The sequence below is a fragment of the Pseudomonas sp. LBUM1653 genome (genome assembly GCF_059716115.1).
This window is the reverse complement of the sequence record NZ_CP166803.1, coordinates 3,383,516-3,404,387: the sequence shown is the minus strand read 5'-3', so window position 1 is coordinate 3,404,387 and position 20,872 is coordinate 3,383,516. Positions and strand designations below refer to the sequence as shown.

At 56.3% G+C, this 20,872-nt stretch carries 22 protein-coding genes and 1 pseudogene; 16 read left to right on the top strand and 7 right to left on the bottom strand.

Features of this window, described 5'->3' with window-relative positions; genetic code table 11:
* Nucleotides 1–11: 11 nt before the first annotated feature.
* Complete coding sequence (locus ACA054_RS15345; RefSeq protein ID WP_497690153.1) at nucleotides 12–404, bottom strand: VOC family protein; 393 nt, start codon at nucleotides 402–404, stop codon at nucleotides 12–14.
* A 318-nt stretch (nucleotides 405–722) separates the two neighbouring features.
* Between ACA054_RS15345 and ACA054_RS15340 the strand changes: the two genes are divergently transcribed.
* A complete protein-coding gene (locus ACA054_RS15340) occupies nucleotides 723–980 on the top strand; it encodes a hypothetical protein (RefSeq protein ID WP_497690152.1) in 258 nt (85 codons plus the stop codon).
* Nucleotides 981–1,176: 196 nt separating this feature from the next.
* On the opposite strand, the gene ACA054_RS15335 is transcribed toward ACA054_RS15340, so the two are convergent.
* The 4 genes from ACA054_RS15335 to ACA054_RS15320 form a co-directional block, all read right to left on the bottom strand.
* Complete coding sequence (locus tag ACA054_RS15335; RefSeq protein WP_497690151.1) at nucleotides 1,177–1,416, bottom strand: hypothetical protein; 240 nt, start codon at nucleotides 1,414–1,416, stop codon at nucleotides 1,177–1,179.
* A gap of 290 nt (nucleotides 1,417–1,706) precedes the next feature.
* Entirely contained in the window at nucleotides 1,707–2,825 is a 1,119-nt protein-coding gene (locus ACA054_RS15330; protein ID WP_497690305.1) for an MFS transporter, read from the bottom strand.
* 116 nt (nucleotides 2,826–2,941) lie between these two features.
* Entirely contained in the window at nucleotides 2,942–3,646 is a 705-nt protein-coding gene (locus tag ACA054_RS15325; RefSeq protein ID WP_497690150.1) for an alpha/beta fold hydrolase, read from the bottom strand.
* Between the two features lie 83 nt (nucleotides 3,647–3,729).
* On the bottom strand, nucleotides 3,730–4,653 hold the full coding sequence (locus ACA054_RS15320) for a LysR family transcriptional regulator (protein WP_497690149.1): 924 nt from the start codon (nucleotides 4,651–4,653) through the stop codon (nucleotides 3,730–3,732).
* 504 nt (nucleotides 4,654–5,157) lie between these two features.
* Between ACA054_RS15320 and ACA054_RS15315 the strand changes: the two genes are divergently transcribed.
* Nucleotides 5,158–6,534 (top strand): MFS family transporter, encoded by a 1,377-nt coding sequence (locus ACA054_RS15315; protein ID WP_497690148.1) that lies wholly within the window; start codon nucleotides 5,158–5,160, stop codon nucleotides 6,532–6,534.
* Nucleotides 6,535–6,651: 117 nt separating this feature from the next.
* Here the strand turns inward: ACA054_RS15315 and ACA054_RS15310 are convergent.
* Nucleotides 6,652–6,879: pseudogene (locus ACA054_RS15310) on the bottom strand (alanine:cation symporter family protein); the annotation flags it as partial.
* Nucleotides 6,880–6,938: 59 nt separating this feature from the next.
* Nucleotides 6,939–7,832 (bottom strand): LysR family transcriptional regulator, encoded by an 894-nt coding sequence (locus ACA054_RS15305; RefSeq protein WP_497690147.1) that lies wholly within the window; start codon nucleotides 7,830–7,832, stop codon nucleotides 6,939–6,941.
* Between the two features lie 105 nt (nucleotides 7,833–7,937).
* Here ACA054_RS15305 and ACA054_RS15300 point away from each other — a divergent pair, with 105 nt between their 5' ends.
* The 14 genes from ACA054_RS15300 to ACA054_RS15235 all read left to right on the top strand — a co-directional run bounded on the left by ACA054_RS15300 (nucleotide 7,938) and on the right by ACA054_RS15235 (nucleotide 20,849).
* On the top strand, nucleotides 7,938–8,603 hold the full coding sequence (locus ACA054_RS15300) for an RraA family protein (RefSeq protein WP_497690146.1): 666 nt from the start codon (nucleotides 7,938–7,940) through the stop codon (nucleotides 8,601–8,603).
* Nucleotides 8,603–9,265, top strand: a complete 663-nt coding sequence (locus ACA054_RS15295) for an RraA family protein (RefSeq protein WP_497690145.1) — start codon at nucleotides 8,603–8,605, stop codon at nucleotides 9,263–9,265. The genes ACA054_RS15300 and ACA054_RS15295 overlap by 1 nt, the downstream gene beginning before the upstream one ends.
* Nucleotides 9,265–9,903 (top strand): RraA family protein, encoded by a 639-nt coding sequence (locus tag ACA054_RS15290; protein ID WP_497690144.1) that lies wholly within the window; start codon nucleotides 9,265–9,267, stop codon nucleotides 9,901–9,903. The genes ACA054_RS15295 and ACA054_RS15290 overlap by 1 nt, the downstream gene beginning before the upstream one ends.
* Complete coding sequence (locus tag ACA054_RS15285) at nucleotides 9,900–11,114, top strand: pyridoxal phosphate-dependent aminotransferase (RefSeq protein WP_497690143.1); 1,215 nt, start codon at nucleotides 9,900–9,902, stop codon at nucleotides 11,112–11,114. The genes ACA054_RS15290 and ACA054_RS15285 overlap by 4 nt, the downstream gene beginning before the upstream one ends.
* Before the next feature lie 112 nt (nucleotides 11,115–11,226).
* Complete coding sequence (locus ACA054_RS15280; protein WP_497690142.1) at nucleotides 11,227–12,123, top strand: LysR family transcriptional regulator; 897 nt, start codon at nucleotides 11,227–11,229, stop codon at nucleotides 12,121–12,123.
* A gap of 126 nt (nucleotides 12,124–12,249) precedes the next feature.
* Nucleotides 12,250–12,915 carry an RraA family protein gene (locus ACA054_RS15275; protein ID WP_497690141.1) on the top strand — a complete coding sequence of 222 codons (666 nt, stop codon included), beginning with the start codon at nucleotides 12,250–12,252 and terminating at the stop codon, nucleotides 12,913–12,915.
* A 205-nt stretch (nucleotides 12,916–13,120) separates the two neighbouring features.
* Entirely contained in the window at nucleotides 13,121–14,467 is a 1,347-nt protein-coding gene (locus ACA054_RS15270; RefSeq protein WP_497690140.1) for an MFS transporter, read from the top strand.
* A gap of 81 nt (nucleotides 14,468–14,548) precedes the next feature.
* On the top strand, nucleotides 14,549–15,211 hold the full coding sequence (locus ACA054_RS15265) for an RraA family protein (protein ID WP_497690139.1): 663 nt from the start codon (nucleotides 14,549–14,551) through the stop codon (nucleotides 15,209–15,211).
* A 238-nt stretch (nucleotides 15,212–15,449) separates the two neighbouring features.
* Nucleotides 15,450–15,989 (top strand): thiamine pyrophosphate-binding protein, encoded by a 540-nt coding sequence (locus tag ACA054_RS15260; RefSeq protein ID WP_497690138.1) that lies wholly within the window; start codon nucleotides 15,450–15,452, stop codon nucleotides 15,987–15,989.
* Complete coding sequence (locus ACA054_RS15255; protein ID WP_497690137.1) at nucleotides 15,977–16,573, top strand: thiamine pyrophosphate-dependent enzyme; 597 nt, start codon at nucleotides 15,977–15,979, stop codon at nucleotides 16,571–16,573. Before ACA054_RS15260 ends, ACA054_RS15255 begins: the two co-directional genes overlap by 13 nt.
* A gap of 66 nt (nucleotides 16,574–16,639) precedes the next feature.
* Entirely contained in the window at nucleotides 16,640–17,803 is a 1,164-nt protein-coding gene (locus ACA054_RS15250; protein ID WP_497690136.1) for an acyl-CoA dehydrogenase family protein, read from the top strand.
* A 74-nt stretch (nucleotides 17,804–17,877) separates the two neighbouring features.
* A complete protein-coding gene (locus tag ACA054_RS15245; protein WP_497690135.1) occupies nucleotides 17,878–19,080 on the top strand; it encodes a CaiB/BaiF CoA transferase family protein in 1,203 nt (400 codons plus the stop codon).
* Between the two features lie 62 nt (nucleotides 19,081–19,142).
* Nucleotides 19,143–19,892 (top strand): electron transfer flavoprotein subunit beta/FixA family protein, encoded by a 750-nt coding sequence (locus tag ACA054_RS15240; RefSeq protein WP_497690134.1) that lies wholly within the window; start codon nucleotides 19,143–19,145, stop codon nucleotides 19,890–19,892.
* Complete coding sequence (locus ACA054_RS15235; protein ID WP_497690133.1) at nucleotides 19,893–20,849, top strand: electron transfer flavoprotein subunit alpha/FixB family protein; 957 nt, start codon at nucleotides 19,893–19,895, stop codon at nucleotides 20,847–20,849.
* Nucleotides 20,850–20,872 lie beyond the last annotated feature (23 nt).

The window sequence follows — 20,872 nt, the reverse complement described above, 5'->3', positions numbered from 1 at the left end:
GCTAGAACCAATCAACCATTGAAGAAGACGGCGATCTTGTTTCCGACTGGGTCTCGCATATAAGCGACATAGAAGTCATCGGTGTAGGCCTCTCGGATACCTGGCTCACCTTCATCCGACCCGCCGCTAGCAACGCCTGCAGCATGCACCTCATTTACCTTTGCCCTGGAATTGGCCCGCAGCGCCGGCATCATGCCATTCCCTGCCGTAGCGGCTTGGCCATTGAAGGGCTGGGCGATATGAATGCTACCTGGCCCATTGGACTTGTCCGCAGTCTCGGGGAGCGAGAAACAGTATTGCCCCTCGGATCGATCTTTCTCATAGCCAAGTGGCGATAGAACAGCATCGTAGAAACGTGCAGATGCCTCTACATCGTTGGCACCTATGAACAGATAGCTGAGCATGGATTCCTCCTCGAACGGGGCATTTCTGATCACGTCCCCCCTTTGCCAGTTCGACAATGACAGCAACACAAAATACAAATCCGGCGACAGGTTTCAGACCTGCCTCGCCTGCAGCAAATAGTCCGAAGCTGATCCGCCCGTTTGCTCTTCTGGCCTACGAAAGCTTTAGGCAGAATTTGCTTGGAGAAGCGCGTTTCAATTCCGCAGCACGCCGCTGATGCCTCCGCGTTGAACTTCAGCACTACGTTTACCGTCTAGCGAACAGATGATTATGAAGCCTCTGGCCCACCGAGCCACTGTGTTGAAAGGAGATGTTTCATGAGCTGCCGCATACGCTTAGATTATCTTTTGGACACATTTCTTGGCCCAATCGCAAAAAGTGTGGAATGCGAGGCAATGATCATCCCTATTACGCCTGGTGCCTTTCAAGTGCAGGTGCAACCACCATTCCCGGACGATCTTCACAAGGCGCACACGTTAACCGCTACCCAGCCCTCAAAGCAGCCGCTTACCGGCACCGTTGTTCTTACTCGTAAATTGGCAAATGGCGATCTGGAATTACAGCTTGATGTCTAATGTCTGCCGTGTCGCCCAACAAAATCAGGTCAAGCCAGAAGAATGCCTTGGGGGCGTTCGACTCGCTGCCTGATGATGGCCACTGTTGTTGCTGTCGCTGAATTTGATTGAGGGTAATCCGAAGCGAAGCCGTATTGCTGAATTAGCAATTCTGTGGAGAGCCCTGCCGGGTACAGGGCCACTACAACTCGAGTTTTTAGCGGGGATGTTGCGGTCTATCCATTATCGCGTTGTCTGTTTCTTCGCGTACCCGGTCAGGATCCAGTCCGGTATCGTCATCGTCGAGAGGACGCTCACCTTCGTTGTCAGAAAGCTCATCAATCCCTTCTTCCTTCATGGGGTCAACGTCAGTGCGCCCGGGGCTCAATGGATCGGGCGATGTCGGCATTGGATCGTCTTGCCCCATCCCGCCTTGTTGCTTGGGATCGTTGTTCATACACACCTCTCAATGCTCTCGATATTGGGAGCATGTAGCTTAGAGAGGGTTCTATTTTCGAGCGTTCGATTTATCGTTTTACCGATGGTCGACGTTCAAACAAGTAGCCTCCACGTCGGTACTGAGTAGCGGTTGAGGCCAGTGCAGCGAAGCATCGAAATTGCACTCCACTTCACCACCCGCTTGCATTCGACCTGACCAGTCGTTTGCATTCGTTCTGAGCACCGATTGCATCGGATTTGACCAGCCACGCTTTGTAACCCGGATCGGCAGAGAACGGCCAGGAGCGGTCATTTTTTTCGAACTAGCTGTAGGAGTGAAAGCACCAGTATTACATTCAACACAGCCAACGTACTTAGTCCAACAAGCACGCCTCCCGCCCCCCACGTTTGCAAAAGGTAACCACCAGCAAGAGGTGTCAGTGCTTGTCCGATAAGCGAAGGTCGAGCCATGCGCCCCATCAGCAATACATAATGCGTCGGGGACATCAGGGTCAGTGGTAGCAGCCCCCGAACAATCGCTCGCAAACCATTACCAGCGCCATAAAGTACGAGACCGAGAGCCGTCATCGCTGGCGCAATGGTCACAACCGACAGACCGACTGCCACAAGTACGACAGAGATCAACGTCGTCCAAACAGGGTGTCGCTTTCGTGAAAATACTTGCAGAACCCGGGAGCCTACCTGACTCGGACCCAATAAAGCGCTGAATCCGATGGCAGCTGCAAGTGAATACCCCTGACCTTGAAGCAAAGAAATCAGCTGAACAGAGATTGCCGTCATGATCACTGCGCCCAACGCAAAAATCGTTGTCAGGAGCCAGTAAACCCGTCGATCAATCGAAAGGTTTCCATCGTACAACGCGTCAATTTTCGTGAGTGAAACTGAACCTCTGGGCAGCACCCACATATAAAGCGGTGCCACCGTGAGTACTAACAACGCTGCATATGCCAAACACGTAAAGCGCCAACCTACGTACTCGATGACCAGCGCAACCGCCGGCCAGGACAGCGTTGTCGCAAACCCTGAAATCAACGTAATTCCTGTAATCGCACCGCCTGCTCGCTCCCCGTAAAGTGAACCTAAACAGGCGAATAGTGCTTCATACAATCCAAGCGCCATGCCAATTCCGATGACTGACCAAGCCAATAGAAAAAACGGCAATGAAGTGGCGTTGGCCATCAGAAACAATCCAATTGCGACTCCTAGACCACTACTGGCAAGAACTGGGCGACCACCATAGCGGGCGATTAGTCGACTGATCAACGGAGCCAACATCGCAGAAACAAGAATGCTGAGAGACAACGCGCCATAGACCCACTGGCTAGCCCAGCCTGTCTCTTCAATGATCGGATCGGCCATTACGGCCATCAGGAAGAATGAACCTCCCCAGACCAAAACTTGCAGCATTCCCAATAGAACGATGCCGAGTTTGCCAGGTAGTGGATTTGGAGTTTTCAAAACGATGTCATCAAAGATAAAAAGACAAGGAAAGCAACGGACGCATAAGAAACTCGATTCGCGCGTTAACTGTCTGCAAGCCACCGACTTAGCAGCTGTGTTGTGAGTTGAGGATGCTCAAGCGGCGGCAGATGTCCACATTGAGGCAGCACGACCAATCGAGAATGCGGTATGCCGCGATGGATTTCTTCCGATTCGAATGGCGGGGTGATTTCGTCGTTTTCGCCCACAACGATCAAGGTTGGGACCACGATGCTCTTCAATAAAGGTCGGTAATCTGGACGCTCTATAATCGCCAATTGCTGCCGAACAAACCTTTCCTTTCCGACTGCTTCGGCCATTTCTTGCACCGTATTGGCAATTGCAGTTCCAATGCAGCGGGGATGCACAAGCTTGGGTAGCAGGTGCGGGGTCACACCCTTGAACCTGCCAAGTTGTGCAAGGTCTAGCAATCCACGCCGTGCCTTGGCACGGGCGTCATCATCAGGTCGCACCATCGTGTCGATCAGTGCCAACCTTAATACCCGCTCAGGTGCCTTGCGCATAATTTCCATGGCCACATATCCACCCATCGACAACGCAGCGAGCGCAAAAAAGGGCGGTGCCTCATCCAGAGTTCGTTGCGCCATCTGTGCAATGCTTGAGTCAAGGGAGACATCGGGGATGTAGATAGGCGTTGAATTTTCCAAGACAGACTTTTGATGTGCCCAGAGACGGCCATCACAAAGCAATCCGGGGATGAGCACGAGCGGCGTACTGTTGGAAGACAACGGGGGTTTCCTTCAAAAGTTCGTGGTCAACGAATGTTGGTTGTTTCTTGGAGACTTACCGACGAACTCCACCTGTAGGTTGCTCAGAGCATGTGCCCTGCCCAGATATCGCGAATTACAAGATCGGCGGCAATTTCGATGAACGCATCTCCAACAAATTTTGCGGCAGGGCTGACTCGCCTGTCCGCAGGAAAGACTTGGACCAACTTACGCATCGGAATGGGGTCGACTAAAGGTGCAGCACTGAGCACTCCAGATTCAATCTGCGTGTAAATGGATGCTAGAGGCAAAGCGGTCAAACCGAAGCCGTTGCGGACCAGGTCGATCATCGCGCCAAACGAGTCAGCTTCAACGCTTGTCTTAAGCTTGATTCCGACTTCACGCGCACAGTTATCCAGAATCACGCGAAGACTGTGGCGAGCGCTAGGCAACACCAATTGCTGCCCTCCTAAAGCCTCGAATAACACTGGCGTATCAAGACGCAGGTTGGCGCTCGCGGGACCGACCAGGAGCAGGTTTTCCATCATCACCGGCACGATACGCAATGTATGCAAGGGTAGGGGATCGTAAGAAATCGCCAGCTCCAATTCGCCACGCTGAACCCAATCCAGCAAGTAGCCGCTGAAGGCCGAAGAAAACCTGATGGCGAGACTCGGATGCTCTTCTTTGATTTTGCGTACTAGCGGAACGGTGATGATTTCCGCAACTGTCGGTGTCGTGCCAATCACCACGGTGCCCCGAAAAGATGACTTCCCGCCCACGACCGAGCTTCGAATGGATTCCATCTCTTCCATGATTCGGGTGGCATGCGCCAACACTTCACGGCCGGCATCGGTGATCTCCATGCCTCGACCATGCCGATCAAAAAGGTAGGTTCCGAGTTCTTTTTCCAACAAACGAATTTGTCTACTCAATGCCGGTTGCGCAATGTGCAGGCGGTCGGAGGCCTTACTGAGACTGCCAAGCTCGGCAACATGGATCAGTGTTTTGAGTTGAACGACATCCATTAGCAGGCCAGTCGAATCGGGCTCGGCGCGAAATGCGTCGAATGTAGCGTCAGTGTAAACGCATTAGCGCCGCTTGGAATGCCGCAGAACCCCCATTGCACGGGGCCCTTGCAGGCATAGCGCCGCTGTATACCCCAGCCCGCCGGGGCTGCAAGACAAGCTATAGAATTTCGGTATATCAGTTAGGCCTGGCTGACGGCTTATTACCCTCGTCACTCTGCGGTAGCGTGCAATCAACGTCGACGCCAAGAGCGTTCGACTGACTACAAGAATAAGATTCGAGGGCTTACGCCATGATTTACTCCATTTCTCGTTACCTGACCGACCCGCCTTACACAGTCAGCGAACAGCTGACCTCTCATATGCATCCCCCCTCTTCATGTGCCTTGGTCGTCGTAGGATCACTGCAACTGCGTTAAGCACATCAACCCATCGAGCTAGCAACGTCGGACACGCATCAGCGTGGGCCTCGTATCGTCTCGCCTTGAAGCAAGGGTGAACAAAATGTCTGCATCAACCAGCGACTCAACACTCCACACTGAAAAGTCCGATCAGATAAAAAGTCCGAATCGCGTCAGAGCCATCATGGGTGCCTGCTCGGGTAATCTGGTGGAGTGGTACGACTTTTTCATTTATGCCTATACCGCCATTTATTTTGCGGCTTCGTTCTTTCCAAAAGGCGATACAACCAGCCAGCTACTCGCAACCGCCGGCGTCTTCGCCGTCGGTTTTTTCATGCGCCCTCTGGGCGGTTGGATTTTCGGCTGGATTGCTGATACTCGCGGCAGAAAAGTGTCGATGATTATCTCGGTGTTCATGATGTGCGCCGGCTCCCTGCTGATTGCCGTCATGCCAACCTATGAAACCATCGGTGTGGCTGCACCGGTTTTGCTCGTAGTTGCCAGACTAATTCAGGGCCTGTCCGTAGGCGCAGAGTACGGCACAGGTGCCACCTACATCAGTGAAATCGCGACACCTGGTCGTCGCTGTTTCTATGGATCGTTCCAGTACTTCACCATCATCGCAGGTCAACTCCTGGCCCTGATGACTGTGGTCATTCTTCAACAAACTCTTACCGGTGAGGAATTGCGCGAATGGGGCTGGAGAATTCCGTTTCTCATCGGTGCCTTGAGTTCTATCGTAGTCGTGTATTTGCGCCGCGCGATGCATGAAACCGCCACCAAGAAAGACATGAACCGTAAAGATGCCGGCTCGCTGCGCGGCATGTTCAAACATAAACGTGCAGTGGCACTGGTGGTAGCGTTTACTATTGGCGGTTCGCTTTACTTCTACACTTTCACGACCTACATGCAGAAATTTCTGGTGATCTCTGCGGGGTTCAGTCCGGAAACGGTGAGCTTCATCATGACCGCCGCCTTGGTAGGCTTCATGTTCTGCCAGCCACTCTTTGGTCTGCTCGCCGACCGAATCGGGATCAAGGTCCACATGCTGTTGTTTTCCGGGTTGGCCATGTTGTTGGTGGTCCCGCTGCTCTATTCACTGCAATCAGTCAGCAGTCCATTTACAGCGTTCCTGCTAGTGTTTGGCGGCCTAGCTATCGCGTCGCTGTACACACCGATTGCCGGGATCGTGAAAGCTGAACTGTTCCCGCCAGCAGTTCGTGCATTGGGTGTGGGCTTTCCTTATGCCGTTGGCAACGCGGCGTTCGGTGGCACCGCCGAATACGTCGCCTTGTCGCTTCGGGCGCAGGGTATTGAGGAGTATTTCTTCTTCTACGTCGCGGGTGTGATAACCATTACTTTCATCGCAGCAATGCTGATGCCTAACCTGTCCCGCTATGGATACATCAGCGGTTCAGGTGAGATCGAAAAACGCACCGGGCTGAGAGGTTGCATCAAGTCTCAGGCTGCTAGGATCTAAGGTACTGACGATTACTGCGATTTTTTAAAAGGGCCCATGATAATCCATGGGCCCATTTAACTTATTGGGTAGCGAATACAGATGCTACTTGTGATGAATGCTCTTGCTGACCCCTAATTACCTTTCCCGGTTCGGCCATGCCTGCAAATCTAGATCAAGATCCTTGAACTGAGTTGAATTGAAGACAGGCGCCTTGATGCCAGCCTTGCGTTGCTGACCATAGTCACGCAGCAAGCGCATCCCAGCATTGAACAACAACGCCCGAGCGATCAGATTCACGAAGGCCAGCAGTGACATGGTGATGTCGGCGAAGGCGAATACCGTGTCCAGGTTCTGGATGGCCCCCTAAGGACAAGCAATATACCCATTCACGATAGACCATTACGGCAATGCGCTTGGCCGACTTACGACTTATCACGGAACCGGAGCACAACCTCCTCCACCAGCGGATTAGGCCGATCCGCATTCCAGGCCACGGCAGTGGTTACGACATTAAGCTTCTGGCTAAGCGGTCGAAACACTACGTTGTCCGGGGCCAGTTTTTTCAGCGACGCTGGCACCAGTGCGATGCCCTGACCGTAGCTGACAAAGGCGATTTGAGAGGCGACAGAGCGCACTTCATGCAATACGCGAGGGGAAAAACCACTGGCTCGGCAGGTGGCGATGAGATTGTCGAAATACACCGGGCTGACCTTTCTGGAAAACATCACCAAAGGCTCGTTGGATAGACTGGACAGGCTGATCCGCTTGCGCGAAGCCAGCGGATGATCAGTGGGCAAGGCCACGACCAGCCGATCCTCGGTCAGCGGCAACGATTTGATCGAGGCCCCGAGGTCACCGTCCAGGCGGGCGAAAGCCAGGTCGATATCGCCGGCCTCCAGCGCAGGAACCGCTTCGACGCTGTCGATCTCGCGCACAGACACAGTGAGATGCGGGTAATCGCTCTTCAATTGCTCGATCAGCCCCGGCAACACATCGAACATGGCCGTGGAAATCGCGCCAATGGTCAACATCCCTGACTGCCCCGCCACCGCCTCTTCCACTGCGAGTTCCAGGCGCTCCAGTTGCTCGGCGAACTTGCGCACCGCGGGCAGGATCGCCGCGCCGACAGGGGTCAGTTTCGCCCCGCGTCGCGAACGGTCGAATAGTTTGACCTTGAGCGCCTGCTCCAGCACCTGGATCTGTTCGCTCAGAGGGGGCTGGGACATGCCCAAACGCTTGGCGGCGCGGCCAAAATTCTGTTCTTCGGCGACAGCCAGGAACAACCAGAGGTGACGAATCAGGCGGAAATTGATCATGATCATTCCATAGGTTTAACGTATCTAATGCTTCTGTGATTCGTAATATACCTATCAAATTACCTCACCGACACTGGGCGCCTCCGTCACCACAGAGGCTTCCCCATGATCCATGAGAGTTTGCTCAATCGCTTGGCGGCGCTGGATACCAACACGGTCTCCGATGCGCTCGACTTCCTCGGTCTGCCCGGTGCTACCGTGGGGCTGCGCCCCTTGTGGAACTGCCCAAGAATTGTCGGTCGCGCGAGTACCGTGCTGCTGGCCCCCAAGTCCGACAATGTCCCCACGGTGCACCTGATTACGCCAGTGATTGAACAGATTGCCAGCGACGATCGCGTGTTGGTGATTGCCGGCGGTATCGAGGGTATTTCCTGCTGGGGCGACATCCTCGCCAACGCCGCGGCCGGCAAGCACGTACGGGGCACAGTGATCGACGGTTTCAGTCGCGACATCGACGGCAGCGAAGGGATTGGCTACCCGGTTTACGGCCGCGGCGTGACCATGATCAGCGCGCGCAATCGGGTAGTGCAGATTGATGCGGGCGTCACGATCACCGTAGCCGGTGTCGACGTCAGTGAGGATGACTATCTGATCGCCGATACCTGCGGGACGGTGTTTATACCCCAGGCTGAAATCGAGAAGGTACTCAACCTTGGCGAGCGGATCGCCCGCCGTCAGGACGGCATGGTCGAGGCTGTTCGCAGCGGTCGGTCGGTGGCCGAGGTAATGCATGACACCCAGTTCGAAGCGATCCGCGTGGAGCACATCTGATGAATCTTGAAGACAAAGAACTGGTTGCCTTGTTTGAAGGCCTGGACACTCCGGGCGTTTCCGATGCGCTGGATAAACTTGGCCTGCCCGGTCAATGCCTCGGTGTAGCGCCGCTGGACAATTACAGCAAGGTCATCGTCGGTCCAGCGTTCACCGTGCAGTACGTCTCGGCCAGCGTACCTCCGGGCACCGTGGGCGATTTCATCGAAGACGTGGCGCCTGGCGATGTGGTTGTCATCGACAACGGCGGCCGCACCGACTGCACCGTCTGGGGCGACATCATGACCCAGTACGCCGGTACTCGGCAGATCGCTGCCACGGTCATCGACGGCGTTTGCCGTGACGTGAACAAAGCACTGGGTGATGGCTATCCAATCTTCAGCAGAGGCCGCTTCATGCGCACCGGCAAAGACCGCGTGCAAGTTCAGTCGGTCAACCAGCCGGTGTCCATTGGTACGGCCCGGGTCTGTGCCCGCGACATCGTGGTCGCCGACGCCAACGGCGTGGTGATCGTCCCACGAACCCGCGCTCGTGAAGTCGCGACCGTTGCCCGCCAAATCGAATCAGTCGAAGGCGATATCCGCGCCCTGATCGCCCAAGGCAAAACCCTTAAAGAAGCCCGGGCCGCAATGGGTTACCACAGCTTGCAGAGGAAAGTCTGATGACCACGCTCCCCCTCCCTCTGGATTTCCATGCGCGGGCAAAAGTGCTGGGCAGTTCGACGCTGTATGAAGCGTCTCATCTGCCTTGCGGTGTCGACAGTGCGATCCGCCCAATCTGGGACGGCGCCTTCATCTCCGCCCCCGCCTACCCTCTGGAATGTTCGCCGGGTGACAACCTCGCCCTGCACCTGGCGATGGAACGAGTGCCCCGTGGCAGCGTGCTGGTCGTGGGTACGGGTAGCTTCATCGCCGGTTATTGGGGCGAAGTGCTGACCGTGGCGGCCGAAGCGGCTGGCGTGGTCGGACTGGTGATCGATGGTGGCGTACGCGATATTGCGGCCCTGAAGAAACGCCAGTTCCCGGTGTTCGCCCGCGGCATCTCGGTAAAAGGCACGGTCAAGGCCAGTGCGCCTTCGGTGGGGCAACCGTTCAATTTCAACGGAGCTTTCGTGGCACAGGGCGACTGGGTGGTGGCCGACGAGGACGGTGTGATCATCATTCCCAAGGCGGATGCAGCACGCACCCTGGCCGAAGGTGAAGCGCGCGCGAGCAAGGAGGCGCTGATGATGAAAGCGCTCACTGACGGCCGCACGACGCTGGAATTGATGAACCTCACGGAGTGGAGAACCCGGGCATGAGTACCGACATCCAACGGCTGAACCAGCGCTTGGCCAGCGCGCAGCCATCGGCGACCTATCGCATCATGGACCGCGTGGCAGAACGTCGGGCGCAAGGTGCGCAGATCATTTCGCTGTGCGCTGGCGAGCCAGATTTCGATACGCCTAAACATGTACGTGAAGCTGCCATTCACGCTATTGAACACGGTCACACCCGCTACACCCAGGTCGCCGGTGTACGTTCACTGCGAGAAGCGGTGGCCGCCAAGTTCCGCCGTGAGAATGGCCTGGACGTTACCTGGCAAGACACCCTCGTCTGCAATGGTGGCAAGCAGGTGATCTACAACGCCTTGGCCGCGACGCTCAATGAGGGTGACGAAGTCATCGTGCCGGCGCCGTACTGGGTCAGTTATCCGGAGATGGTTCAACTGTGCGGCGGTGAAACCAGAATCGTCACCTGCGATGCCGATACCGGTTTCAAACTGACGCCCGCGGCGCTAGCCGCGGCGATCACGCCGCAGACCCGCTGGTTGATCCTCAACTCGCCGTCCAACCCAACCGGCGCGGTGTACAGCCGAGAAGAACTGCACGCGCTGGCTGAGGTATTGTTGGCTCATCCTCATGTGCTGATTTTGGCTGATGACATCTACGAGCATCTGATCTTCGACGATCAAACGTTCCATACCCTGGCCGAGGTTGAACCACGGCTGGCACCGCGAACCCTGACCATGAACGGTGTGTCCAAGGCCTATGCCATGACCGGCTGGCGCATCGGTTTTGCCACAGGGCCGCGCTGGCTGCTGGAGGCCATGGAAAAACTGCAAGGTCAGCAGACTTCTGGTGCAAGCTCGATCTCACAACAGGCCGCACTCGCCGCGCTGGACGGACCCAAGGACTTCATCCGCGAAAGCCGTGCCGCGTTCCAGGGGCGTCGCGATTTGATGGTGGAACTGTTGAACACCACACCGGGTCTTGAATGCGTCAGTCCAGCGGGCGCGTTTTACGCGTTCGCCTCCTGTGCCGCGCTGATCGGTCGTACCTCGCCTGGAGGTCAAGTGCTGCAAACAGATGAAGATGTTGCCCACGCACTACTCGACGAAGCAAATGTGGCCGTGGTGCATGGCAGCGCTTTTGGACTTGGCCCCTACATTCGCATTGCCTATGCCCTGGATGACGCTTCATTGCGCCAAGCCTGCGAGGCCATCCGCGCGTTCTGTACCAGCCTGCGTTAATCCATCGCTGCAAAACCAACCCGGCCATGGCCGGGTTTTGCTGTTTATCAGCTGCGTTAACTCGATGGTTTTGGTAAATAATGGACCACTTTTTTTCAAGCGAGCCTGAGCAATGATCACGTTCAAGCAACTGGAAGCTATTTACTGGATTGTGGAACTGGGTAGCTTCGAATCCGCAGCCATGAAACTAAACATGTCCCAGTCGGCTATCTCCAAGCGTATTCAGGAGTTGGAAGACGCCTTCGATATGCCGATTTTTGATCGTTCAAAACGCAGTGCGCGCCTGACGGAAAAAGGCACGGAATTGTTCGAGCAGGCTACGGAAATTCTGCGTCAGCGTGATTACCTGCTTGAACGCATCAGCTCCAAGGAAGTGCTGGTCAGACGCTTTCGCATCGGCGTCACCGAGTTGACCGCCATGACTTGGCTGCCGGCTCTGGTGGAGGGAATACGTGCTGCTTATCCCAAGGTAGTACTGGAGCCCTCGGTCGAACTCAGCACCGAACTGGTGGCTAAACTTGAGAACGACCAGCTCGATCTAATTATCGTTCCCGACGTCTTTGCCGACGCACGTTTCGTCAGCACGCCGCTGAGTTCGGTGGAGAACGCTTGGATGTGCGCTCCTTCTCTGCATCAGGGTAACGAGATCATGAACATGCAGGCCATTTCTTCATACACCGTTCTTACTCAAGGCGGCGGCTCCGGCACCGGTTTGATTTACGAACGCTGGTTTGCCCAAAATGATGTTCGGGTCAACCGTACGATCAAAAGCAATTACTTGATTGCCCAGTTGGGGCTGACCCTGTCCGGTGTCGGCGTCAGCTACCTGCCTCGTCAGTGTCTTTCGCCGCTGGTGGATCAGGGTCGGCTACAGGTCATCGAAACCGACCCTGCGCTGCCTCCGATCCATTACATCGCCGTACACCGAGCCGATCGTCTTCAGGGACTCAGTGTCGAGGTTGCACGTCTGGCCGCGCGCTGCTGTGATTTCAGCCGCATGGTGTGGTAACGCTGGTGCGAGAAACCAGAATAAAAGCGATGTTTTTTCATAGATAAATATCGCTAATAGTACGAAGCGACCTTTCTTACTATGAACGCATAGCCCACAAGGGTTCAGTCGTTGATAGAGGTCGCTATGTTATTGCCCGGTTCACGTATTTACCCTTCTCCGCCTCAGGTCTCACGTCCGCTCCTGGATGCTTTCCAGAGCGTCGTCACCCCGCATATCAGCGACAACCTGGGGAGGCACATCGGTGCCCGAGGGCTGACTCGCTATAACAACACCGGCAAACTGGTGGGCACAGCCCTGACGGTGAAGACTCGCCCCGGCGACAACCTTTACATCTACAAGGCCCTCACGCTGATCGAACCGGGGCACGTATTGGTGATCGACGCCCAGGGTGACGAGACCAATGCGGTAATCGGCGAGCTGATCAAGCTGTATGCGCAACAACGTGGCTGTGTCGGTTTTGTCGTCGACGGCGCCATCCGTGATGTCGCCAGTTTTGACGAAACGCCTTGCTATGCCCGCAGCGTGGTGCATTGCGGCCCTTACAAAAGCGGCCCCGGCGAGATCAATGTCCCGGTGTGCATCGGGGGGATGATCATCAACCCGGGCGATATCATTGTCGGAGACGAAGACGGGCTGGTCGCTTTCTCCCCCGAACACGCCGAACAGGTGTTGTTCAAGGCGCGAGAGCATGATGTCCACGAACAGCAAGTAAAAGCCGAAATCGCCACCGGTGCTATTGATCAGTCATGGCTAGACAAGGTGCTGGAAAAGGCCGGCCTCGCGAACTGAAGAGTGCTCCGCAAGCGCGCAACGCCATACAACCGGGCCCACAGCCCGGTTTTTTTTAGCTGACACTTCTATGACTGCACTTTTTAGATAAAAGCCATTCCATCAATAAAAGTGATCTGTTGTCAGGAGTATTTGTCGCTTTTTTTGCAGATTCACAATCATTACTTTGGCCGGATAACACCACCAGAAAAATAAGGTCCGCCCAATGTCCATGCCTGAAGTCATAAAACCTGCTGTGCGCAGCAATTACCGCTGGGTAGTCGCCGCCCTGATTTTTCTGATTTACACCATCGCCGCCGCCGACCGGGCCAACCTGGGTGTAGCGCTTCCGTTTATTCGGAAAGAATTCGAAATGAGTAATGCCGAGGCTGGCGGCCTGATGAGTCTGTTTCTGCTGGCCTATGCCTTGGCACAGATCCCGTCAGGCTTCGCCTTCGGCCGTTTTGGGGTCAGCCGGATTCTGCCCGGCGCGATGGTGTTGACCTCTCTTCTAACAGGCCTGGTGGGTACAGCCAGTTCATTGCTAGCACTTAAACTCTATCGCCTAGGCTTGGGCGTCGCCGAAGGCCCACTGCCGATCAGCATGACCACTACCATCAACAACTGGTTTCCAGCGCGGGAAAAAGGCACGGCCTCTGGGATCTTTCTGTCCGCCGTGAAGTTCGGGCCGGTAATTGTGCCCCCGCTGTGTGCAGTGATCATTTCTGTCTGGGGCTGGCGAGAGATCTTCTACTTCTTTGCCGTGCCCGGCATCGTACTGGCCGTGGTCTGGTATTTCCTAGTCACGGACCACCCCTCAAAAAGCCGTTTCGTCAACGCGGCTGAGCTGAGCTATATCGTCGAAGAAACCGGTAGCACTGAAGCCACTGAGCAACACCGCCCCCGGAAAACTCCAGCCTGGGTGGGTAAACTCGATCGAGTCATACGTGCTCGCCATGAAGCGCCTTTGGAGACCAATCGGCAGGTGTTCAAGTCCTGGAATATCTGGGGCTGCGCAACCAGCTATTGCTTCCAGTTGGGCGTGTCGAGTGTGCTGCTGGCCTGGATTCCTACCTACCTGATGACAGTTAAACAATTTTCGATCATGAACATGGGATTGGTGTCGGCTGCGCCTTGGGTGGGCGCCGTGCTCGGCAATCTGCTGGGTGGTTTCTGCTCGGATCGACTGATGGGTGGACGGCGTAAACCCGGCATGCTGCTGTCCGCGCTCGGCACATCGCTGATGATGTACTTGCTGATCAATTCGCCCGCCGAACCCTTGCCCTACGGCTTATTGCTGATGTTGACCGGCGTGGTGCTGAGCCTGGGCTTCTCTTCTTACATGGTTTACCCGATGGGTCTGACCACCAAAAAAACGTTCCCCATCTCTAACGCCATCGTGAACATGATCGGTCAGTTGGGCGCGGCGGCGACGCCTTTCATCACAGGGCTGCTGCTGGACAACTATGGCTGGAACTATGTGTTCGCCTGGCTGGCGGTTGGCTCATTTATCAGCTTCATCATCTTGCTGACCATTTCCGAGCCTCGTCCGAGATTAAACATCCCGGCTTGAAGTGCATTGCGAAAGAAGCGGAGCCGCTCATGTGAGCGACTTCTGTCTCAACGATTCTGTCATCGCTGTGAGGTGTTACACATGTCCCCCCAAGACAAAGAATTGGTTGCCCTGTTTGAAGGCCTGGATACGCCAGGTGTGTCCGACGCCTTGGATAAACTGGGCCTGCCTGGCCAGTGCCTGGGCGTCATGCCCTTGGACAACTATCGGCAAGTGGTGGTCGGGCCCGCCTTCACCGTTCGCTATGTCACCGCCAGTTGCCCACCGGGCACAGTCGGCGATTTCATTGATGATGTGGCAGAAGGCGACGTGGTGGTGATCGACAACGACGGGCGCACCGATTGCACCGTATGGGGTGACATCATGACCCAATATGCCGGGAGCAAACGGATTGCGGCAACCGTTATCGATGGTGTTTGCCGGGACGTCAGTAAGGCACTCGGTGACGGCTATCCATTGTTCAGCAAAGGCCGTTTCATGCGTACCGGGAAGGATCGTGTCGAAGTCGAATCGGTCAATCAGCCGGTGTCCATCGGCCAGGCCCGCGTGTGTGCCAGAGACATCGTGGTCGCCGATGCCAACGGCGTGGTGATCGTGCCACGGGAACGCGCCCATGAAGTGGCCGCCTGTGCCCGCTCGATCGAAGAGGTGGAATCACACATTCGCACCTTGATCGCTGAAGGCAAATCCCTCAAGGAAGCCAGGACAGTGCTGGGCTATCACACCCTACAACGCAAGTTCTGATCGTCGCCTTACCACCCTTCCCTTTGCCCTCACCGCCTGCCCACGACAGTGCGACGTGAGGGTTTTTTTACTTTTGCATCCTGATTGGTCGTTATCAGTGCTGACTGTTCCGTCAGGCATACATCGTCAAGCTATACAAAATGGGTATATCTCAAAGACAAAAACGGTAGTCGTAGTTCGGTTCCAACACTCCCAGAATGTGTGAAAACACAAAAGCAGCACTGCTTGGGAGATTGGTATGTCAACAGAAGCTGAACAAACCGTGGGACAGGATTGGCAGGAGGACGTCTTCCGCGTGCTCAAGGCCCACAACGTCAAACACGTGGTCTTTGTACCGGATGCAGGCCATTCCGCGGCCATCCGTATGTCGTATGCCGATCCGGACATCAAGTCCGTTGTCCTCACCACCGAAGAAGAAGGCATCGGCTACCTCGCCGGCGCATGGCTTGGCGGAGAGCGCGGCGCGCTCTTGATGCAGTCCAGCGGCGTTGGTAACTGCATCAACACCCTCGCGCTCCAGATCTGTGCCGGCTTTCCCCTGTTGATGGTGGTCACCATGCGCGGTGACTGGGCCGAGTTCAACGCATGGCAAAACCCAATGGGCCAGGCCACCGAAGCCTCCCTGAACCTGATGAAGGTCATGACTTGGCGCGCGGACGTCCCGGAAGACGTCGCTCCGCTGCTGCACGGTGCCGCGACCATGGCCTTCAACGGTGATTCCGCCACTGCCCTGCTGCTCGGTCAGCGCCTGATTGGAGAAAAGAAATGGGTCAAGTAAGCGCAAACCACACCCTGTGCCGCCGCGAAGTGGTCAAGACCTTGCTGGCCGACCGCAAAGACGTGCTGGTCGTGACCGGCCTGGGTTCAGCGTCCTATGACGTCATGGCCGCCGGTGACAACGATCTGAATTATTACCTCTGGGCCGCCATGGGCAGCGCAATCACTGTGGGCCTGGGCCTGGCGAATGCGCAGCCAAACAAGTCGGTGGTGGTGGTCACCGGTGACGGCGAGTTGCTCATGGGCTTCGGCGCGCTGGCCACGGTAGCACTGCAAAAGCCTGCCAACCTGACCATTGCCGTACTGGACAATGGCCACTTTGGCGAAACCGGCATGCAAGTCAGCCACGCCGGTTTCGGTATTTCCCTGGACCAGGTGGCCAAGACCTGCGGCTTCAGCTGGACCGACGAAATTCGCGACATGGAAGGGGTACACAACCTGCGCGAACGCTTCGCCACCCGCGACGGCGTCAAGCTCGCAACGATCAAGATCAAAGCAGAAAACCCGCCACGCGTGCTGCCACCGCGCGATGGTCACTACGTCAAGAATCGCTTTCGTGCTGCGCTGGGTTTCAACCCGATCTGATTGCACCCTACCCGGACCGGGTCACGCAGGGCTGAGGCCATGCGTGACGCGTTGAGGAGAATAATAATGACCGACCGCAACTCTGAAGAACTCAATGCCATCCGCGAAGGCGTACGCGCCCTGTGCGCTGAATTCGACGCAGCCTACTGGCGCAAAGTCGACGAAGAAAAAGGCTTTCCGGAAACCTTCGTCAAGGCCCTGACCGACGCAGGGTGGCTGGCGGCAATGATCCCTGTCGAATATGGCGGCTCCGGCCTCGGGCTGGCCGAAGCCTCGGTAATCCTTGAAGAAGTGAACTGCTGCGGCGGCAACTCCGGCACCGTTCACGGCCAAATGTACAACATGTTCACCCTGCTGCGTCACGGCAGCGAGGCACAGAAAAGCTACTACCTGCCGAAACTGGCCAATGGCGAATTGCGCCTGCAATCGATGGGCGTGACCGAGCCCACCACCGGCACGGACACCACCAAGATCAAGACCACCGCGATCAAACGCGGCGACAAGTACGTGATCAACGGGCAAAAGGTGTGGATCTCGCGAATCCAGCATTCCGACCTGATGATCCTGCTGGCGCGTACCACACCGCTGGCCGAGGTGAAGAAGAAGTCGGAAGGCATGTCGATCTTCCTCGTGGACCTACGTGAAGCCATCGGTAACGGCCTGACCGTGCAACCTATCGCCAACATGGTCAACCACGAAACCAACGAGTTGTTCTTCGATAATCTGGAAATCCCTGTTGAGAGCCTTATCGGCGAGGAAGGCAAAGGCTTCAGGTACATCCTGGACGGACTGAACGCCGAGCGCACACTGATCGCAGCCGAATGCATTGGCGACGGTCGCTGGTTTATCGAAAAAGCTAGCGCCTATGCTCGTGATCGCGTCGTGTTTGGTCGCCCTATCGGGCAGAACCAGGGCGTTCAGTTCCCTATCGCTGAAGCACACATAGAAATCGAAGCGGCTGACCTGATGCGCTGGCGTGCATGCGAAGAATACGACAGCGGTATCAACGCTGGGGCCAGTGCCAATATGGCTAAGTACTTGGCGGCGAAAGCCTCCTGGGAAGCCGCCAATGCATGCTTGCAGACACACGGCGGTTTTGGTTTTGCCTGCGAGTACGACGTTGAGCGCAAATTCCGTGAAACCCGTCTGTATCAGGTTGCTCCCATCTCCACCAACCTGATCCTGTCGTACGTTGCCGAACACCTGCTCGAACTGCCGCGCTCCTTTTAAAGGATCAGCGTAAAACCCAGTGCGTCGGCTTAAGCGGGCGCGGCTGGGGAGCCATGACAAGAGAGATAATAATCATGAGCCAACCCAAAGGCCTCCGTCCGCTCGATGGCATTACCGTCGTCAGCCTTGAACATGCCATTGCAGCGCCCTTCTGCACCCGACAACTGGCCGACCTCGGCGCACGTGTGATCAAGGTCGAACGCCCAGGTACGGGGGACTTCGCCAGAGGTTACGACCAACGCGTCAACGGCCTCGCCTCGCACTTCGTCTGGACCAATCGCTCGAAAGAAAGCCTGACCCTCGATCTGAAACAAGATTCGGCCACAGAGGTGCTGGACAGTTTGCTGGCCACTGCCGATGTCCTGGTGCAGAACCTGGCGCCGGGTGCAGCAGCACGAATGGGACTTTCATTTGAGGCTTTGCGTCAGCGGTTTCCGCGCCTGATCGTTTGTGACATTTCAGGCTATGGCGCAGGCGGCCCTTATGAAAAGAAAAAAGCCTATGACCTGTTGATCCAGAGCGAAGGCGGATTCCTATCGGTCACCGGCGGACCGGGTGAGGAAGAAATGGCCAAGGCTGGTTGTTCGATTGCTGACATCGCGGCCGGCATGTACGCCTACACAGGAATTCTATCTGCCTTGCTGTTGCGTGGACGCACTGGCGAAGGTAGTCACCTCGATGTGTCGATGCTGGAAAGCCTGGTCGAGTGGATGAACTACCCGATGTACTACGCCTACGATGGCGCTACACCTCCCCCTCGCGCCGGCGCCGCGCACGCCACGATCTACCCCTATGGTCCCTTCCCCATCGGTGACGGCACCACAGTAATGCTGGGGTTGCAGAACGAACGAGAGTGGCAGCTGTTTTGCGACAAGGTATTGCTTACTCCTGAACTGGCGAAAGACGAACGTTTCTCTGCCAACTTTAAGCGCGTCGAGAACCGTCAAGTGCTGCGAGCACTCATCGTTGAATCGTTCTCCACACTCAATTTCGATGCCGTGTTTGATCGGTTAGAGCACGCACAAATTGCCAATGCTCGGGTCAACGACATGCAAGGTGTTTGGGACCATCCGCAACTTCAGGCACGAGATCGCTGGCGGGAAGTCGAAACCTCTGCCGGCACCGTCCCGAGCTTGATACCTCCCGGCAGTAACAGCGCGTTCGAGCCGCGTATGGATGCCGTACCGGGCCTCGGCCAGCATACCGAACATGTGCTCAGGGAACTGGGGCTGGGTGTAGACCGTATTGAACAAATGCGCGCAGCCGGGGCGATTTAGCCTTGATCTGAAAACAAAAAGCCTGCCTGCAACGATCAAAGTTTTCGAGAGAACACTGCCCAATGAAAATCCTGGTAGCTGTGAAACGCGTGGTCGATTACAACGTCAAGGTTCGCGTCAAGGCGGACAATTCCGGCGTCGATCTTGCCAACGTCAAGATGTCGATGAACCCGTTCTGCGAGATCGCCGTGGAAGAAGCCGTACGCCTGAAAGAGAAAGGTGTTGCGACTGAAATCGTCGTCGTCTCCGTCGGCCCGTCCACCGCTCAAGAGCAACTGCGCACCGCGCTGGCTCTGGGTGCCGATCGCGCCATCCTCGTCGAGTCTGCCGAAGACCTGACCTCCCTGGCCGTTGCCAAACTGTTGAAAGCCGTTGTCGACAAGGAACAGCCTCAGCTGGTGATCCTTGGCAAACAAGCCATCGACAGCGACAACAACCAGACCGGCCAGATGTTGGCTGCACTGAGCGGCTACGGTCAGGGCACGTTCGCGTCCAAAGTCGAAATCAGCGGCGACAGCGTTGCTGTGACCCGCGAAGTCGACGGCGGCGCGCAGACGGTTTCCCTGAAACTGCCGGCCATCGTCACCACCGACCTGCGTTTGAACGAGCCGCGCTACGCGTCTCTGCCAAACATCATGAAAGCCAAGAAGAAGCCTCTCGAAGTGCTGACTCCGGACGCTTTGGGCGTTTCCACCGCCTCCACCAACAAGACCGTGAAAGTCGAAGCGCCAGCTGCACGCAGCGCGGGTATCAAGGTCAAGTCGGTGGCTGAACTGGTCGAGAAACTGAAAAACGAAGCGAAGGTAATCTAAATGGCGATCTTGGTTATTGCTGACTATTCAAATGACCAGCACGACAACAAAGTGCTGGCCCCGGCCACGCTGAACACCGTAGCTGCCGCCGCAAAAATCGGTGGTGACATCCACGTGCTGGTGGCTGGCGCATTCGTGGGGCCCGTGGCTGAAGCCGCGGCAAAAATCGCTGGCGTGGCGAAAGTGTTATTGGCCGACAACGCTGCATACACCAATTTGCTTCCCGAAAATGTCACCCCCTTAGTCGCCAGCCTGGTGATCGAGCAGCGAACGATTTACAGCCATGTCCTTGCCTCCGCCACCTCCAATGGAAAAAACATCCTGCCGCGCCTTGCCGCTCAGCTGGACGTTGACCAGATCTCCGAGATCATCTCGGTTGAAAGCGCTGACACCTTCAAGCGCCCGATCTATGCCGGTAACGCCATCGCTACCGTTCAATCGAACGCTGCGGTCAAGGTGATCACCGTGCGTGCCACCGGTTTCGACCCGGTTGCTGCTGAAGGCGGTTCGGCTGCCGTTGAAGCGGTTGCTGCTGCTCACGACGCTGGTACCTCCAGCTTCGTTGGCGAAGAACTGGCCAAGTCCGATCGTCCGGAACTGACCGCTGCCAAAATCGTCGTTTCCGGCGGTCGCGGCATGCAGAACGGCGACAACTTCAAACACCTGTACGCCCTGGCCGACAAGCTGGGCGCTGCTGTTGGTGCTTCCCGCGCCGCAGTCGACGCAGGTTTCGTACCCAACGACATGCAGGTCGGTCAGACCGGCAAGATCGTTGCTCCACAGCTGTACATCGCCGTCGGTATCTCCGGCGCGATTCAGCACCTGGCCGGCATGAAAGACTCCAGGGTGATCGTCGCGATCAACAAGGACGAAGAAGCGCCGATTTTCCAGGTGGCCGATTACGGCCTGGTGGCGGATCTTTTTGAAGCAATTCCAGAAATGGCCGCCCTGGCCTGATCACTGACCAATTGGAGCAACTA